The following is a 17477-nucleotide window of genomic DNA, read 5'->3' as shown; positions in this document are numbered from 1 at the left end:
CCGGCCAGGAAGCCGTTGCGAATTTTGTTGCTTTCCTTCGCGCAATGGCGCGCTCTCGCAGCGCGGCACACAGCCCTGTAAGCATGAACCTACGCTCATCAAATACGGGGACCTACGGTGGGAGAAAAAGAACGAACTTATGGTGTGAATATGCCGCCCGGGAAGTAGCACGCAGCGAATAGGACATCAGTGCCACGGGCGAATTTATCAATTGACGTTCAGGAGGACACCATGAACAAAGACCGCGTGGAAGGCAACTGGCTTCAATTCAAAGGCAAGGTCAAAGAACAGTGGGGCAAGCTCACAGACGACGACCTTGATGTGATCGCCGGCAAACGCGACCAGTTGCTGGGCCGCATCCAGGAGCGCCACGGCCTCAGCAAGGATGAGGCTGAGAAGCAGGTCGCCGCCTGGAAGGACCGCAACCCGACCGATTTTTTTGAGCGTTATTGATCCGCCGTTGAGCGCTCCAGGGTCCATCCCCAACCAATCCATAACTCCAACTCATCCAAAGGAAAATCCATGAAAACCAAATTGCTGATGCTGACAGCCGTGATGTCTTGCGCTTTTGCCGGCCAGGCCCTGGCTATGACCAAAGAGGAACATAAAGCCCAGAGCGACCGCATCTCGGCCGACTACAAAGCCGGTCGCGACAAGTGCGCCACCTTGAAAGACAATGCCAAAGACATCTGCGTGGCCGAAGCCAAAGGCGCTGAAAAAGTCGCCAAGGCCGAACTGGAAGCCCAGTACAAGCCCAGCCCGCGCAACACCGAAAAGGTGGCTCTGGCCAAAGGCGATGCCGCCTACGACGCCGCCAAGGAAAAGTGCGACGACCTGAAAGGCAATGACAAGGACGTCTGCGTGAAAGATGCCAAAGCGGCCCACGTCAAAGCCAAGGAAGACGCCAAGGTCGCCAAGACCTCAGCCGACACCAGCAAGAACAAGACTGAAAAAGTGACCGAAGCCAGGAAGGACGCCAACGCCGAAAAGCGCGAGGCCGATTACAAGGCCGCCAAAGAGCGCTGCGATGCCCTCACCGGAACCGCCAAGGACAGCTGCCAGAACGATGCCAAGGCGAAGTACGGCATGAAGTAAGCTGCCCACCGGTTGGCCTCGGCAAGGCCTGTCGGAATGGCAACCCCAATCCCGGTCCTGCATTTGCAGCCCGGGATTTTTTATTCCTTGCTATCAAATGAATAGCTGCTTGCGCACGATGCGAATGATCTGTCGGCAATTTGTGCAAAAAATGGCACGAAGACCGCGAAAAGCCACCGACCGCAGGCCATGCGCCTGAGCCCGCGCGCGGCATTTTCCCTCAGCGGCCCCCGCGCTGCGCATCCCATCCTGCGCCCGTAAAATCGGGGCCTTTGGGATTCAGCGGCTGCCTTCATGGCGACTGCCCTGATCCCCATCAGTTCCAGCAAAGGTACGCATGATTGTTCAGGATGGTTTGCCCGCTCGCGAACGCTTGCGTGCGTTGCTGGTCATCGTTCTCGGTATTGTCATGGCGGTGCTCGACGGGACCATCGTCAACCTGGCGCTGCCGGACATCGCCCGAGAACTGAACGCCGCGCCCGCCCAGTCCATCTGGGTCGTCAACGCCTACCAGGTCGCCACGCTGGCGCTCTTGCTGCCGCTGGCCACATTAGGCGACATCATCGGTTACCGTCGCGTTTACCTGGCGGGCATGGCCGTGTTCACGCTGGCCTCGCTGCTCTGTGCGCTGGCTGATTCATTGACCACACTGGCGCTGGCCCGCGTGCTGCAGGGCTTGGGCGCGGCTGGCCTCATGAGCGTCAACACCGCGCTGGTTCGGCTCATCTACCCCAAACACCTGCTCGGCCGCGGCATCGCCATTAACTCGCTGGTGGTGGCCACCGCCTCGGTGGCCGGCCCGTCGATTGCGGCCGGCATTCTTTCCGTCGGTTCGTGGCCGTGGCTGTTTGCGCTCAATGTGCCATTCGGCCTGATGTCGTTGTGGTGGGGTCGAAAGGCCCTGCCCGAGAACACCGCCAAGGCAGAGAGCCTCAAGCTCTCACTGGTCGATGTGGTGCTCAACGCCCTGATGTTCGGCCTGGTGTTCCTGGGCGTAGACGGCCTGGGTGTACGTGTGGAAGCTGTGCCGGGTGCTGCATCATCCTTGTGGCTGCCGCTGGCCGAGCTGGCCGCCGGAATCGTCATCGGCGTGATCTACGTGCGCCGCCAGCTGGCCATGCCCGTGCCGCTATTCCCGCTTGATTTGCTGCGCATTCCCGTGTTCGCGCTGTCCATGGGCACGTCGATAGGCGCCTTCTGCGCGCAGACGCTGGCCTATATCTGTCTGCCCTTTTTGCTGCTGGGCAGCTACGGCTTCAGCCACCTCGAGGCGGGCTTGCTGCTCACCGCCTGGCCGCTGGCGATTGTGGTGACTTCGCCGCTGGTGGGCCGGCTCATAGGGCGCTATCCAGGCGGCCTGCTGGGCGGCGTTGGCATGGCCATGCTCTGCCTGGGGTTGGTGTTGCTGGCCGTGTTGCCCGTGCATCCGGCGCAGGCCGACATCGTCTGGCGCATGGCGCTGTGCGGCATCGGCTACGGCCTCTTTCAGTCACCCAACAACCACACCATCATCACCTCGGCGCCCGCACACCGCAGCGGCGGCGCCAGCGGCATGCTGGGCACGGCGCGTTTGACGGGACAGACATTGGGCGCGGTTTTGCTGGCGATGATTTTTGCCGTGTCCAGTCCCGGCGAAGGCGGTCAGGGTCCCTTGATTGCCCTTTGGCTGGCCGCTGCCTTTGCCGCCACGGCCGGTGTTTGCAGCGCCTTGCGCATGACGCAGGCAGCACGAACCAAAACTCAGACGGATTAAACGACGGGCGCCTGCAGGCCCGCCGCCCGGTGCACCTCGACGCGGATTTCTTCGGTAAGTTTTGCCTTGAGATCCGTGAAAACCGGGGTCGTCTTTACCGAGTAATGCCGTGGATGCTCCAGGGGCACCGCAATGTCGCACTTGATGCGGCCCGGTCTTGCGCTCATGACGACCACGCGGCTGCCCATAAAGATGGCCTCATCGATGTCATGCGTCACGAACAGCACGGTTTTCTGCTCGGCCTCCCAGATGCCTTGCAGCAGCTCCTGCATCAGCTCGCGCGTCTGATGGTCGAGTGCGCCGAAGGGCTCGTCCATCAGCAGGATGCGCGGGTTGTTGGCAAGGGCACGAGCGAGTGCTGTGCGTTGTTGCATGCCGCCCGAGAGCTGCTTGGGGAAATGGTTCTCAAATCCCTGCAGTCCGACCTTCTTGATGAATTGGTGCGCGATATCGTGCTGCTTTTCCAGTGGCATGCCTTTTTCCCGCAGGCCAAAGCAGACGTTTTGCAAAATCGTGAGCCACGGAAAGAGCGTGTAGCTCTGGAACACCATGCCGCGGTCCGCGCCAGGGCCCGCTATGGGTTTGCCGTCCAGCACGATGGTGCCGCTTGTGGGGATGTCCAGCCCGGCGACCATGCGCAGCAGGGTGGACTTGCCGCAGCCTGAAGGGCCGAGGATGGTGATGAAGTCGTTCTCGGCAACCGCCAGATCAGTTGCTTGCAGCGCGACGGTGCCGGGGCCCTTGTTGGCGGCAAAGGTTTTCGACAGCTGGTTGACGGTCAGGATCGATGTGGAGGAAGAAGTCATCGGCCTAACTGAGCCCACGGGAAAAGTTTTCTATTGAGCGCTTTAAATACCAGGTCGGTGACCAGGCCGAATACACCAATGACGATAATGCCGAAGATGATCTGGTCTGTCGCCAGCAGTGCCTGGCTGTCAGTGATCATGTGGCCGATGCCGCTGGACGCGCCTATCAGCTCCGCGACGATCACATAGGTCCAGGCCCAGCCCAGTACCATGCGCAAGGTCTCGGCAATCTCGGGCGCTGCACTGGGCAGCAGCACGCGCACCACGATGCCGCGGTCGGCCGCGCCCAACGTGTAGGCCGCCTCGACCAGGTCGCGCCGGGTATTGCCGACGCTCACGGCAATCATCAACACCAGTTGAAAGAAGGAGCCGATAAAAATCACGGCGAGCTTCTGTGCCTCTCCGATACCTGCCCAGAGGATGAGCAGCGGAATAAACGCAGAGGCGGGCAGGTAACGCGCAAAGCTCACAAAGGGTTCAAAGAACGCTTCAACCGGTTTGTAGGCGCCCATCATCACCCCCAGCGGAACGGCCAGCAAGGCGGCAATCGCAAAGCCGCCCAGTACCCGCCAGACCGTCATGCCAATGTCCTTGGCGAAACCCTGGTTGGCCAGCAGGTCGTAACCTGACTTAACCATGGTGATGGGGTCGGCCAGAAATGTCTTGGAGACATAGCCGCCCAGCGTGAAGATGGCCCACACCACGAAGAAGAGAACGAAGAAACTCACACCCAGCGCGATGCGCGCGCCGGGCGAGACGGGTTGTAGTGGCCGCATGCTTTCGCGTGCTTACTTGAGAAAACGCGTGTCGGCGAGCTTGCTCATATCAGGCAGCGCCTTGATGATGCCGGCTTCCAGCAGCAGGTCAGCCGCTTCCTTGCTGAAGGCGGCATGTTCGCCGGCAAAGAATTTCTGGTTGGCCGCGCGGTCTTGCCAGCGCAGGTATTTGGACGAGGCCTCAAAGGCTTCGCCGGTCTGCTTCACGTCGGCGCCCATGATTTCGAAGCTCTTTTTCGGTTCTTTCTGGATCATCTCGACGGCCTCAAAGTAGCTGTCGGCCAGGGCCTTGGCAGCCTTGGGGTTTTCAGACAGGAACTTGGGCGTGCAACCGAAGGTGTCCATCACCATGGGGTAGTCAAGTGTGGTGGCGAGGATCTTGCCGGCCTCTGGCTTGGCGCGCACTGCGCCCAGGTAGGGCTCGTAAGTCATCGCGGCATCCACGCCGTCGGTGCCGGCAATCATGGCGTTTGCCGCGGCCTGCGGCTCAAGGTTGACTACCTTCACGTCCTTGGTGCTCATGCCGTTTTTCTTCAGCATCCACGCCAGGGCGAAATAGGGCGAGGTGCCGGGCGCGCTGGCGGCCACGGTTTTGCCTTTGAGGTCAGTGATTTTGGTGATGGCGGGCTTGACCACCATGCCGTCTGCGCCGTAGCTCTTGTCGAGCTGGAAGATCTGCGTGGTGGCCACACCGTTGGCGTTCCACACCACCCAGGTCTCGACTGTGGTGGCGGCGCACTGCACGTCACCTGAAGCAATCGCCAGGTGGCGGTCTTTTTGTGGAATCTTTTTGATCGACACATCAAGCCCGTTCTTCTTGAAGATGCCGGCTTCTTTGGCCAGGGTCAGCGGGGCAAAACCTGTCCAGCCGGAGATACCGACGGCGACTTTGGTTTCTTGCGCGTGGGCGCTGCCCATGGCGAGAGCTGCGACGCCGGCCAGCATCGAAAGGGCGAGTTGTTTCTTCATGAAGTTGCTCCTGTTGGGGGTATCGACTGAGGTATTGCTAATGTATGCAGGCTTCATGCCAGCCGCAAGGCGGTCAACTCGGTGATTTGGGCTTCTCCGGCCAGGCCAATACGTCCACCCGCTACCAATTGGTGCACCTTCTCCATGTCGGGTGCAAGGCTGCGGTCATGCATCATGGCCGGAGAGGCTTGGCGCACCAGTTGCAGCACGCCTTCCAGCACAGCGGAGCTCTTGAGCGGGCGCAAGAATTCAATGCCCTGCGCGGCGGCCAACAGTTCGATGGCGACGATGTATTCGGTATTGCGCAACATGGGCTGAAGCCGGCGCGCCGCGAAGGTGGCCATGCTCACATGGTCTTCCTGGTTGGCCGAGGTCGGCAGGCTGTCGACGCTGGCGGGGTGGGCCAGTGATTTGTTTTCAGAGGCCAGCGCGGCGGCTGTGACATGCACGATCATGAAGCCAGAGTTGAGGCCCGGCTCGGGTGTGAGGAAGGCCGGCAAGCGCGAGGCCACGGTATCGACCAGCATGGCGATGCGGCGCTCGGTAATCGCGCCGATTTCGGCAATGGCAACGGCCAGTGCGTCGCAAGCCAGCGCAACCGGTTCTGCGTGGAAGTTTCCCCCTGAGAGCAGCGTTGCGTCATCGGCAAACACCAGCGGGTTGTCGGTCACGGCGTTGGCTTCGCGCATCAGCACCTGCGTGGCATAACGCATCTGGTCCAGGCAGGCGCCCATCACCTGCGGCTGGCAGCGCAGGCAGTAAGGGTCTTGCACGCGGTCGTCGCCCTCAAGGTGCGAGCGGCGGATCTCGCTGCCCACCATGATGGCGCGGTAGGCGGCGGCGCAGTCGATCTGGCCCGGCTGGCCGCGCACCGCGTGAATGCGCGGATCAAACGGTCCGTCGCTGCCGCGGGCGGCGTCCAGTGTGACAGCGCCCGAGATCACGGCGGCTTCAAACAGTCGGTCGGTGGCGAGCAGCGCATCCAGCGCCAGCGCGGTCGAGACCTGCGTGCCGTTGATCAGTGCCAGGCCTTCCTTGGCCGACAGCTTGACCGGCGTGATGGCGGCTTGCTTGAGTGCCTCAGCTGCGGCGATGCGCTGGCCCTGATAGAAGACTTCGCCTTCGCCAATCAGCGGCAGGCACAGGTGAGCCAGTGGCGCGAGGTCGCCCGAAGCGCCGACCGAGCCCTGGCAAGGGATCACGGGTGTGAGGCCCTTGTTGTAGAGCGCCATCAGGGTGTCGATGACGACCTCACGCACACCTGAGAAGCCGCGCGCCAGGCTCGCGGCCTTGAGCAGCAGCACCAGGCGCACCACGCGTTCGGGCATGGGCTCGCCCACACCCACGGCATGTGAGCGCAGCAGGTTGAGCTGCAGTGTTTCAAGATCAGCCTGAGCGATGCGCTGGTTGGCCAGCTTGCCGAAGCCGGTGTTGACGCCGTAGACAGCGTCGCCGCCCTGCGCGGCCTTTTGCACCAGCGCGGCGCTGGCGCGAATGCCTGTCGTGGCGGCTGGATCAATGGCAAGCAGCGGGCGGCTGGTATGGATATCCCGCAGCTGTGCCAGCGTCAGCAGGCCGGGTTGGATGGTGATCTTCATGGTGTTGTATCTGGAAAAGGAGGAGGTTGCGGTGTCATAGGTGCCTGGCGGCGCTATGGATATGACTACCGCTATCGCGCATCTGTTCAGTCGCCCAGCATGGGCAGGTTCAGCCCGTTGTCTTTGGCGCATTGTTTGGCGATGTCATAGCCTGCATCGGCATGACGCATCACACCGGTGGCCGGGTCATTGAACAGCACGCGGCTTAATTTTTCGAAGGCCTCGGCAGTGCCGTCGCACACGATGACCACGCCCGAGTGCTGCGAATAGCCCATGCCGACACCGCCGCCATGGTGCAGGCTGACCCAGGTCGCTCCGCTGGCGGTGTTGAGGAGCGCGTTTAGCAACGGCCAGTCGCTCACGGCATCGCTGCCGTCTTTCATGGCCTCGGTCTCGCGGTTGGGCGAGGCGACGGAGCCGCTGTCCAGGTGGTCGCGGCCGATCACGATGGGGCCTTTGAGCTCACCGTTTTTCACCATCTCGTTAAAGGCCAGGCCCGCCAGGTGGCGCTCGCCCAGTCCTATCCAGCAGATGCGCGCCGGCAGGCCCTGAAAAGCGATGCGCTCTTCGGCCATGTCCAGCCAGCGGTGCAGGTGTTTGTTGTTGGGGAAGAGCTCTTTCATCTTCGCGTCGGTTTTCTGGATGTCCTCCGGGTCGCCTGAGAGTGCCACCCAACGGAAGGGGCCGACCCCACGGCAGAACAGCGGGCGAATGTAGGCGGGCACAAAGCCGGGGTAGTCAAAGGCGTTGTCGACGCCGAAATCCTTGGCAACCTGGCGCAGGTTGTTGCCGTAGTCCACCGTGGGAATGCCCATTTCGTGGAAGGCCAGCATGGCTTTGACGTGCGCCACGCAGGATTCGCCGGCGGCTTTTGTCAGTGCGGCATGCTGCGCAGGGTCTTTTTGCGCGGCGCGCCATTGCGCCACCGTCCAGCCGGCGGGCAAGTAACCATTGATGATGTCGTGGGCCGAGGTCTGGTCGGTGACGATGTCGGGGCGAATGCCGCCCGCCTTGGCGCGCTTGACCAGCTCGGGAACAATTTCGGCCGCATTACCGCACAGGGCGATGGAAACGGCCTCCTTGCGTGAGGTGTGGTACCTGATCATCTCCAGCGCTTCGTCAAGGTCTTTGGCCTGCTTGTCGACATAACGTGTGCGCAGCCGGAAGTCGATGCTGGACTGCTGGCACTCGATGTTGAGCGAGCAGGCGCCGGCAAAGGTAGCAGCCAGCGGCTGCGCGCCACCCATGCCGCCCAGGCCGGCAGTCAGCACCCAACGGCCGGCCAGGTCGCCGTTGAAATGCTGGCGGCCCGCTTCCACAAAGGTTTCATACGTGCCTTGCACGATGCCCTGGGTGCCGATGTAGATCCAGCTGCCGGCCGTCATCTGGCCGTACATCATCAGGCCCGCGCGGTCCAGTTCGTTGAAATGCTCCCAGGTCGCCCACTTGGGTACCAGGTTGGAATTGGCGATCAGCACGCGCGGCGCGCCCGTGTGGGTGCGGAACACGCCAACCGGCTTGCCCGACTGCACCAGCAGGGTTTCGTCGGCTTTGAGTTTGCGCAGGGAATCAAGGATGGCGTCAAAGGCCGGCCAGTTGCGGGCCGCCTTGCCGATGCCGCCGTATACCACCAGCTCGTCGGGGTTTTCGGCGACTTCCGGGTCCAGGTTGTTCTGGATCATGCGGTAGGCCGCCTCGATTTGCCAGTTGGCGCAGGTAAGGGTGCTGCCGCGGGGCGCACGCACGGGGCGGGCCTTGCTATCCAGAAAAGGGGTTTGGGAAAGATCGGACATGAGATTGCTCCGGAGAAGACGGGATAACAGGGGAATTTCACAGCGCCAGAAAAAGGAATCAACCAGGAATCAACCGGCGATGGGATAAATCGTAGTTGTCTATACAACTTGTGTCAACTGCGGTAATCTATGGTTTGTGCGCAAAAGCCGGCCCGGCAACCCTGACTGGCCGATGAAGGGTCGGACTTTTGCGGTGACAATGTTTTTTTACACACGCGAGCATTCCGCTGAACCATGGCCACCACACCACTGCCTGCCTACGGTCAGGTCAAGGCATTCATCAAAAAACGCATCAGCACCGGCACCTGGAAGCCCGGCGACCCGGTGCCCAGCGAAGCTGTACTGATGGAGCAGTTCGGCGTGAGCCGCATGACGGTCAACCGGGCGCTGCGCGAGTTGATGGGCGAGGGCATGGTTACGCGCATCCAGGGCTCCGGCACTTTTGTGGCGGAGCTGCACCGCATTTCTTCCACCCTGACCATTCGTGACATTCACGAGGAGGTTGTCGAACGCGGGCATGTGCATACCTCGCGCGTGCTGCTCGCTGAATCTGAAAAAGCCAGCGCCGACCTGGCGCGCACCCTGGGCCTGCGGGCGGGCGGGCGGGTGTTTCACACCATATTGATTCACCTGGAGAATGGCGTGCCGATTCAGTATGAAGACCGCTATGTGAACCCGGCAGCGGCACCCGACTATTTAAAGACCGACTTCACCCAGACCACACCCACCCATCATTTGCTGGAACAGGCGCCGCTCACCGAGGCCAGCTATTCCATTGAGGCCTGCCTGCCCTCGGCGTTGGAGGCCAAACACCTGGACATCAAGCCGGCAGAGGCGTGCCTCGCCATGATGCGGCGGACCGTGAGCGGCAGCAACATCGCCAGTGTGGCGCGCCTGGTGTACCCGGGATCGCGCTACAGCTTTGCGGGAAAGTTTCAGGCGTGACATCTTCGAATGGTTCCGGCTGGAACGTCGTGCGGCTGGCCGACATTGCGGCGACGCCGTGGCGCAATGGCGGCGGTGTGACGCGCGAGCTGGCCATGTGGCCCAATGCGGGTGACTGGGTCTGGCGCATGTCGGTGGCCGATGTGGACAAGAGCGGGCCTTTTTCGAAGTTCGATGGCATCGAGCGATGGTTTGCGGTGCTCGAAGGCGCGGGCGTGCAGCTGGATGTGGCGGGTGTTCCGCACCGTGTGACGGCCGAGGATGCTCCGCTCTTCTTTGATGGGGCTGCTATAACGAATTGCGAGTTGATAGACGGCAAGACGCGGGATTTCAACCTGATGGTGCGCCGTGGGAGCGAGCTATCCCGCATGGTTCGAGTGGCCGGGCGTTTCTCGGAAACGTTACGTGCTATGAAAATGATAGCTGTCTACGCTCATCAATTGGGCGCTACCGTGCTATTTGATGAAGAAGTTTTGCAGCTGGAGCCCGCCAGCCTGGCCTGGCGCACGGTGACGGGCAGTGCGGCGGTGCGAATTTCCGCACAGCACGCCCTCTGGATGGAGATCCCCGCATGAGCCTGAAACTCTGGACAAACTGCCGCGTGGCCACGCTGCAAGCCGGTGCTGCGCAGGCTTATGGTTTGATAGAAGACGCTGCATTGGTGGTGGACGGCGAATCCCTTGCGTGGGTTGGCCCGCGTGCCGATGTGCCCCCAGATCTTCTGGCTCGCTGCACCACGCAGCACGATGCCGACGGTGCATTGATCACGCCCGGCCTTATCGATTGCCACACCCACCTCGTTTATGGCGGCGACCGCGCCCATGAATTTGAGTTGCGGCTCAACGGCGCGACCTATGAAGAGATTGCTCGCGCCGGCGGCGGCATCGCCTCTACCGTGAAAGCGACCCGGGCTGCCACTGCGCAGCAGCTGCAAGCGCAGAGCGCAGCCAGGCTGCAGCGCCTGATCGCCGAAGGCGTGACCACACTCGAGATCAAGTCCGGCTACGGCCTGGCGTTGGAGCACGAACGCAAGACGCTGTCAGTGGCGCGCGCGCTGGGCCGGACCCATGCGGTGGATGTTCGCACCACTTTCCTGGGTGCACATGCGGTGCCGGCTGAATTTGCCGGCCGCACAGACGCCTATGTCGACGCCGTACTGGAAATGCTGCCAGTGCTGCATGCCGAAGGACTGGTTGATGCGGTCGACGCGTTTTGCGAGCGCATTGCTTTCAGCCCCGCGCAGACCGAGCGGGTCTTTGCCGCGGCCAAGGCCCTGGGCGTTCCTGTCAAGCTGCATGCCGAGCAGCTCAGCGACAGTGGTGGCGCGCAGCTGGCGGCGCACTATGGCGCGCTCAGCTGCGATCACCTGGAATGGTTGTCGGCCGAGGGCGCGCAGGCGATGGCAGCGGCTGGTTCGGTGGCAGTGCTGCTGCCCGGCGCGTTTTACTTTCTACGTGAAACCAAGCTGCCGCCCGTGCCTTTGCTGCGTGAGCACGGCATACCGATGGCGATCTCTACCGACTGCAACCCGGGCAGCTCGCCTTGCACCTCTTTGCTGCTGATGCTCAACATGGCGTGCACGCTGTTCCGCCTGACGCCTGAAGAAGCATTGGCCGGCGTCACACGCCATGCGGCTACTGCACTGGGCCTGCGTGACCGCGGCGTGCTGGCCGCCGGCATGCGGGCTGATTTTGTACTGTGGGGCGTTGAGCGGCCGGCGGAGCTGAGCTACGCCTTTGGTGCGAACCCGCGCCTTCAAACAGTTTTCAAGGGACAGGTCTTATGAACGAACGCTCGAGCGAAGTTTTTACATTGCACCAGGGTATGGTTCCCCTGCTGGTCAGCATGCCGCACATCGGCACCGAGATACCGGCCGAACTCAAGGGCGCCTACACCGATGAAGCCCTCCGGGTCGAGGACACCGACTGGCATCTGCATCTGCTTTACAACTTTCTGCCGGCGCTGGGCGCCAGCGTGTTGCGGCCGCGTTATTCGCGTTATGTGATTGATCTGAACCGCCCGCCCGACGATGCGCCCATGTACCCCGGTGCATCCAACACCGAGCTGTGCCCCACGCGGTTTTTCAACGGTGCGTCGCTCTACAAACCTGGCTATGAGCCAGCGCCCGCTGAACGCGCGCGCCGTCGCGAGGCCTTCTGGCAGCCCTACCATTCGGCGCTGGCCGGTGAGCTGGCGCGGCTGAAAGCCCAGCACGGCTTTGCCTTGTTGTGGGATGCGCACAGCATCCGTTCGCAAATTCCCTGGCTGTTTGAAGGCAAGCTGCCTGACCTCAACATCGGCACGGCGAGCGGCGCGAGTGCGAACGCAGCCATCACCGATGCGGTGGTGAAAGCCTGCGCCACGGCGCCCCGCATCACCACCGCCGTTAACGGCCGCTTCAAGGGTGGCTACATCACGCGCCACTATGGCCAGCCGGCCAGCGATGTGCATGCCGTGCAGCTTGAGATGTGCCAGAGCCTCTATATGCAGGAAGTGCCTCCCTACGCGTACGACGAAATTCTGGCATCAAAAGTTCAGCCCTTGTTAGAGAAAATGGTCTCCAGCGCGCTGCTGGCATGCGTGAGCGGCTATGAAAAGTGAAGCAAGGCGTTTTTTCGCCGAAGCAGCCTGGGTGAAAGGTGCGTGGTCCAAAGACGTTTTACTGACGGTCGCCGGCAACGGCACCTGGCAAAGCGTGGAGCCCGGGGCTACGGCGCAGCAGCAGGAAGGCGCCACGCGTCTGTCTGGCCCGGTCCTGCCTGGTCTGGTCAACGCGCACAGCCATGCCTTTCAGCGCGCGATGGCGGGCCTGACGGAGCGCCGCAGCGCGGGCGCCCATGCATCCGACGATTTCTGGAGCTGGCGCGACCGCATGTATACCGCAGCCAACCGCATCACGCCCGAACAGCTCGAAGCGATTGCAAGCCAGCTCTATGCCGAGCTGCTGGCCGGCGGCTATACCCAGGTCTGTGACTTCCATTACCTGCATAACGACGTCAGCGGAACGCCCTATGCCAACCCAATTGAGATGTCGCTGGCGCTGGTGCGCGCCGCGCAACGCACGGGTATTGGCCTCACTTTGCTGCCCACGCTCTACATGCGTTCGGGCTTCAAGGCTAGCGGCCTGCGTGAAGACCAGCGCCGGTTTTCATCCACGCCCGAGAGCGTGATGCGCATGGTCGAAGACATCCAGCGCCAGACAAAGGGCGATGCGCGCATCAATGCGGGTGTGGCTGTTCACTCATTGCGTGCCGCCAGCCCGGCCGCGCTGCACGAGCTCACAGGCGCGGCCAAAGCAGCGGGTCTTCCGGTGCACATCCATATCGCCGAGCAGACGCAGGAAGTTGAAGACTGCATGGAGCACACCGGCCAGCGCCCGATTGAATGGCTACTCAACAACGCCGATGTCGATGCCTGCTGGAACCTGGTGCACGCCACCCATGCCACGCCGGCCGAGCTGCAAGGCGTGCAAGGCAAGGGCGCATCCATCGTGATCTGCCCGGCGACTGAAGCAAATCTGGGCGACGGCGTGTTTGATTTGCCGGCCTACGCAGCGGCAGGCGGCAAGTGGTCCATAGGCTCCGACAGCCACGTCACCCGCAGCTGGCCCGAAGAGCTGCGCCTGCTCGAATATTCGCAACGCCTCACGCTGCGCCAGCGCAACATTGCCGCCCGCATCCTGGGCCACGAGAGCAGCGCGGCCGGCTTGTTCGAAGCCGCACTGGCGGGCGGTTTCCCCGCAACTGGCCTGATGCAGGGTGGTTTCGCGCCCGGGCATCGGGCGGACTTCATGACGCTGGATCCCGGTTCGCCCGCGTTGCTGGGTGTGCCGGTTCACCATCTGCTGGATGCGCTGGTGTTTTCGAGCCCAGGCGGAGTGGTTGGCGAGGTATTTGTAGCCGGGGAGCGTGTACTGGCCAGCGGGCCAGGTGCAGAGAAAAGGCGGCAGCTCGCAGAAAACTTCAGCCAGACCATGCGCGAACTATGGCGTTGAAAGGCCAAAGGTCGCCAAGTGCACCGTTATGTGCGAAATAGCGTTCCGGGCCAATAGTGACGGGCGCAAGCAGCTATTAAAACAGGAGCATGTGGTACCAACAGGAATCGATTTCCCTCTGAAAACTGAGTAATATGGGAAATGTGCCCCCAAAGGTGCCCCCAAGCCAAAAACAGGGAATTTCAGATGAAATTGACGGATTCAAAGGTAAGGACTTTAGCAAAGCCAGGACGTTACTTCGATGGCGCGGGGCTTTATCTCGAAGTGACGGCAAGCGGAGGTAAGTACTGGCGCCTCAAATACAGGTTTTCAGGTAAGGAAAAGCGTCTTGCTTTTGGTGTTTATCCAGTTGTCTCTTTGCGGCAGGCTAGGGAGCTTTCGCTGGAGGCGCGGCGGCAACTGCATTCCGGTGTCGATCCAGGGGCCGCAAAGAAGCTGGCAAAGATACAAGCAGTCAGCGAAGCAGTGAACACCCTCGAGGCATGTGCCAGAGATTGGATGAAGCATCAGTCAGCTCGTTGGGCTGAGGTGACAACCCAGAGAATTGCCTCTTCATTTGAACTCAACATATTTCCGTCCCTGGGAGCGCGGCCAATCGCGAGCATCAGACCAGGGGAAATCAGGGGGGCTGTTCAGGTTATCGAAGTTCGGGGCGCGGGGGATCAAGCTAGTCGCGTACTGCAACGTGTGAAATCTGTCTTCAGATGGGCGCTGACCCACGGTCGCTTGGAGTCAAATCCGATGGTTGATCTAGTCGTGGCGGAGATATTAAGACCACGCGAGGCTGTCCACCGCGCCGCATTGCCTGAGAAGGAATTACCGAGATTTTTAAAGCAACTCAATCAGTATGATGGCGACCCTCATACAGTCCACGCACTAAAGCTGTTGATGCTTACCGCTGTGCGGCCCGGTGAAGTGCGGGGTGCGCGCTGGGCAGAAGTGGACTTCGAGCTGGCGCTTTGGACTATCCCGGCTGAGCGCATGAAGATGGGCGTAGAACATAAGGTCCCTCTTTCCATACAAGCTGTCGCGGTTCTTGACGACATGAAGTCGTTAAGCGGTAGTGGTGAATTGATTTTCCCCAGCCCTGTCTACCCTAGTAAACCCCTTAGTGAGAACACTTTTAACTCGGCGCTGGCCCGCATGGGATATAAAAATATTGCAACAGCCCATGGCTTCCGCGCATTGTTTTCTACGATGGCGAACGAAGCAGGCTGGAATGCAGACGCTATTGAGCGGCAGCTTGCGCACAAAGAATTAAATGTTGTACGTGCTGCATATCACCGCGCCACTTATCTGCCGGAGCGTGTCAAGTTGATGAAATGGTGGGCAGACCGTTTGGATACCGCGGGCCTGAGTGCGGTGCGCTGAGACGCAGGACTCATAATCCTTTGGTCGAGTGTTCAAGTCACTCACGCCCTACCATTCCTTTAAGCCTTTCGGCGGAAGTGACTACTTGCGTACGACAGCCAGACTGGTATTCAGTTGCCACTTCTTTGCCGTTTTTACCGTGGAAGGGTATGGCGATGAAGAAGATGACGATGCAAATGATGACGGCTGCGTGGGATAAGTTCCACCGTAGTCGTCCATCAAGTGGGATCGAACTGATTGGGGATCGTCCCAAACGGCTGAGTGAGTGGACTCAGGACGAACTTGCGGAGTTCGTTGAGCGTGTGACGGCCGGCGACCTCACGTTTAGACAATATGCCTAAGAGGAATACGTTCGCGTTGGAGATGCGCTGGCGCTGCACTGCTTCATGGATCCCGCTGTCTTGGCTTTGAAGAAAAAGGGTCGATTGAGCGAATTAAAGCAACTGAGATAAAAACTACCTTACTTCTCACGGCTCGAAACTTTTCTTAGCTATGTATCAGTCGTACTGACAGATATTGATACTGGGAAGCTGAACTGCATAAAGGATAAAAGCGATTCTCTGCAAAGTTATGTGCAGCCGAAACAGTTCTTGTCTTATGCGATCAACAGCCGATTCTCAGTTTATCCGCCTCAGACGTCGAGCCCGAAGAGGGCACTCGTTGGCTTAGAAATTTTGCCGCTGACAGTGCGTCACTTGGTGGAAACGTGCGAACTTTGGAAGCCTGTTGACCAAGGCGGAACCGTTGTCCCCGGTAGCAAGTCGACGGAGCCAGACCTGGAGTCGCACTTTAATCGCCTTGGTCACAAACCCAGCAAAAGTAAAACTATGGCGTCATATTGCCGGCCTTCTACTGCTCACTTCGGGCGACCCAGCAAGGAATTCGGCCGCTAGGCCGCATAGTTGACCCCAGCAGAGACGCGCCAAAAGTATCAAACACTTTTGACGGTCCGGTGAAATATCTCTTAAGCTTTTCATTTGATGATCGCTAACGCACCATGTGGCCTCTCTAAGGTTTACATACGTTAGGAAGCATCATGGCAAAAAAAGAGGACTCCAGAAATCTCAGACTGTTGCGGGAAGATCAGATTCTCGAATTGATAGCTTCACTGAAGTCAGGGTGATTAGGAGGGCGCAATTGGACGCACACCTACGCAGATGTCTTTTACGACGTGCTCCGTAGAGGAACCTGCGCTCAGGGGCGCCCATCACCATCGCTACAACTCCATGGATGGTGTCTGAATTGGTGAGCTGTTCCACTCCTGTCTGGTAGGCACGACAAAGCATGTCATTGCGATAGTTATACCTCGCTGCTTGTGCTGCCCTTTGTAAGTTTTCCATTTCGTCCAGGCGTTCCATCTATCCTGGAAATCTAGGCGACAGCACTCCGTGAATTGCCAACATCGAGATCACTGGCGGTGGGAATTACGGCCTTAGGTAGCGCCTCATTTCTAACTCCAAACGGAATGAGCACCGATGGTGTCGTCGAAGCGGTTCCCTCAAGATGAGATATTTGGTCATCAAAGAAAATGTGAGGCCGCAACACATCTAAGACTCGCTTCTTCTCAATTCCTCCCATCAAAAACAACTCTGCGGCATCAAATCCCCACTCGCGTAAAGTAGTGACCATGCGCTCATTCGCCGGAGCGTTTCGAGCGGTCACTATGGCAACTCGAAGCGCCGGCATGTACGAAGGCTCTTCGAGCGACCGCTTCGCTTCGAGTTTTTGAAAAAAGCCAATCTTCGTAAAAAGATCCTTTAGAGGACCTGGGTCATGCGGTGTCGTGGCATGCGTCACCTCATGATCATGAAAATCTTCTAACTTATTCGCTTTCGCATAAACCCGCTCGGCTTCGTCGTTCGCGAGAACACCGTCGAAGTCGAATGCAACCCTGAGTTCATGGTCAGTTTCATCATCTTCTGATTTTGTTGGCATTACAAGACCGGCGGGAAACCCACGTAGGATGGCGTCTACCACGTCTCCGCGATTCGCACTTAAGAAAAGAGATGCATTGAATGCCCCTATGTAGAGGTGTGGCGATTGACCTGAAAGAAATGCTCCGCGGCTTATCGAGAGGCCGTAGTGTTGGCAGGAGCGGAAAAATCTTCGCCCGGTGTCAGGACTGTTGCGAGACAGGACAACTACTTCTACAGGTTGTTGCTCGGGATAAAGTTCGTTGAGTCGCAGCAAACGACGGACAAACGGAAATGCGACGCCACGGCTGAATGGAGCATCAAGTCTTTCTAGCTGATATCTACGATACGCCTCGATACCATGCGTGTCGAAGACTGAGTTAGCCTCATCCATATCGAACACCGCTCGACTCGATACAGCGACAACAAGTTTTTTCTCGATCGGATAAGCCATGAGCTTTATG

The 17477-nt window shown here is 59.9% G+C and carries 15 protein-coding genes and 1 tRNA gene; 10 read left to right on the top strand and 6 right to left on the bottom strand.

Features of this window, described 5'->3' with window-relative positions:
• Window positions 1-231: 231 nt before the first annotated feature.
• The 3 genes from ACXJKE_RS13015 to ACXJKE_RS13005 all read left to right on the top strand — a co-directional run bounded on the left by ACXJKE_RS13015 (window position 232) and on the right by ACXJKE_RS13005 (window position 2848).
• Window positions 232-453: a CsbD family protein gene (locus ACXJKE_RS13015; RefSeq protein WP_457281027.1), complete on the top strand. Its 222-nt coding sequence runs from the start codon at window positions 232-234 to the stop codon at window positions 451-453.
• A 69-nt stretch (window positions 454-522) separates the two neighbouring features.
• Window positions 523-1095 carry a hypothetical protein gene (locus ACXJKE_RS13010; RefSeq protein ID WP_457281026.1) on the top strand — a complete coding sequence of 191 codons (573 nt, stop codon included), beginning with the start codon at window positions 523-525 and terminating at the stop codon, window positions 1093-1095.
• A gap of 337 nt (window positions 1096-1432) precedes the next feature.
• The gene (locus ACXJKE_RS13005; RefSeq protein ID WP_457281025.1) at window positions 1433-2848 is read left to right on the top strand and encodes an MFS transporter; all 1416 of its coding nucleotides are present in this window, start codon (window positions 1433-1435) and stop codon (window positions 2846-2848) included.
• Here the strand turns inward: ACXJKE_RS13005 and ACXJKE_RS13000 are convergent.
• The 5 genes from ACXJKE_RS13000 to hutU all read right to left on the bottom strand — a co-directional run bounded on the left by ACXJKE_RS13000 (window position 2845) and on the right by hutU (window position 8790).
• Window positions 2845-3654, bottom strand: coding sequence for an ABC transporter ATP-binding protein (locus ACXJKE_RS13000; RefSeq protein WP_457281024.1), 810 nt, complete (start codon window positions 3652-3654; stop codon window positions 2845-2847). The genes ACXJKE_RS13005 and ACXJKE_RS13000 overlap by 4 nt on opposite strands.
• Window positions 3651-4430 carry an ABC transporter permease gene (locus tag ACXJKE_RS12995; protein WP_457281023.1) on the bottom strand — a complete coding sequence of 260 codons (780 nt, stop codon included), beginning with the start codon at window positions 4428-4430 and terminating at the stop codon, window positions 3651-3653. The genes ACXJKE_RS13000 and ACXJKE_RS12995 overlap by 4 nt, the downstream gene beginning before the upstream one ends.
• 12 nt (window positions 4431-4442) lie before the next feature.
• Window positions 4443-5399: an ABC transporter substrate-binding protein gene (locus ACXJKE_RS12990; RefSeq protein ID WP_457281022.1), complete on the bottom strand. Its 957-nt coding sequence runs from the start codon at window positions 5397-5399 to the stop codon at window positions 4443-4445.
• A 53-nt stretch (window positions 5400-5452) separates the two neighbouring features.
• The gene (gene hutH, locus ACXJKE_RS12985) at window positions 5453-6997 is read right to left on the bottom strand and encodes a histidine ammonia-lyase (protein ID WP_457281021.1); all 1545 of its coding nucleotides are present in this window, start codon (window positions 6995-6997) and stop codon (window positions 5453-5455) included.
• Between the two features lie 86 nt (window positions 6998-7083).
• On the bottom strand, window positions 7084-8790 hold the full coding sequence (hutU, locus tag ACXJKE_RS12980) for a urocanate hydratase (protein ID WP_457281020.1): 1707 nt from the start codon (window positions 8788-8790) through the stop codon (window positions 7084-7086).
• Between the two features lie 234 nt (window positions 8791-9024).
• On the opposite strand from hutU, the gene hutC reads away from it, so the two are divergent.
• From hutC to ACXJKE_RS12945, 7 genes are all read left to right on the top strand, one after another.
• A complete protein-coding gene (gene hutC / locus ACXJKE_RS12975) occupies window positions 9025-9735 on the top strand; it encodes a histidine utilization repressor (RefSeq protein WP_457281019.1) in 711 nt (236 codons plus the stop codon).
• The gene (locus tag ACXJKE_RS12970) at window positions 9732-10310 is read left to right on the top strand and encodes a HutD/Ves family protein (protein ID WP_457281018.1); all 579 of its coding nucleotides are present in this window, start codon (window positions 9732-9734) and stop codon (window positions 10308-10310) included. The genes hutC and ACXJKE_RS12970 overlap by 4 nt, the downstream gene beginning before the upstream one ends.
• Complete coding sequence (gene hutI / locus ACXJKE_RS12965) at window positions 10307-11521, top strand: imidazolonepropionase (protein ID WP_457281017.1); 1215 nt, start codon at window positions 10307-10309, stop codon at window positions 11519-11521. The genes ACXJKE_RS12970 and hutI overlap by 4 nt, the downstream gene beginning before the upstream one ends.
• A complete protein-coding gene (gene hutG / locus ACXJKE_RS12960; protein WP_457281016.1) occupies window positions 11518-12336 on the top strand; it encodes an N-formylglutamate deformylase in 819 nt (272 codons plus the stop codon). The genes hutI and hutG overlap by 4 nt, the downstream gene beginning before the upstream one ends.
• Entirely contained in the window at window positions 12326-13729 is a 1404-nt protein-coding gene (locus ACXJKE_RS12955) for a formimidoylglutamate deiminase (protein WP_457281015.1), read from the top strand. Before hutG ends, ACXJKE_RS12955 begins: the two co-directional genes overlap by 11 nt.
• A 186-nt stretch (window positions 13730-13915) precedes the next feature.
• A complete protein-coding gene (locus ACXJKE_RS12950) occupies window positions 13916-15100 on the top strand; it encodes a tyrosine-type recombinase/integrase (RefSeq protein ID WP_457281014.1) in 1185 nt (394 codons plus the stop codon).
• A tRNA-Ile gene (locus ACXJKE_RS12945) sits at window positions 15078-15154 on the top strand. Before ACXJKE_RS12950 ends, ACXJKE_RS12945 begins: the two co-directional genes overlap by 23 nt.
• Window positions 15155-16471: 1317 nt before the next feature.
• Here the strand turns inward: ACXJKE_RS12945 and ACXJKE_RS12940 are convergent.
• A complete protein-coding gene (locus tag ACXJKE_RS12940; RefSeq protein ID WP_457281013.1) occupies window positions 16472-17467 on the bottom strand; it encodes a 5'-nucleotidase in 996 nt (331 codons plus the stop codon).
• Between the last annotated feature and the right edge of the window lie 10 nt (window positions 17468-17477).

The organism is Polaromonas sp. P5_D5 (assembly GCF_054049435.1).
This window is presented reverse-complemented; position numbering and strand designations above follow the sequence as displayed.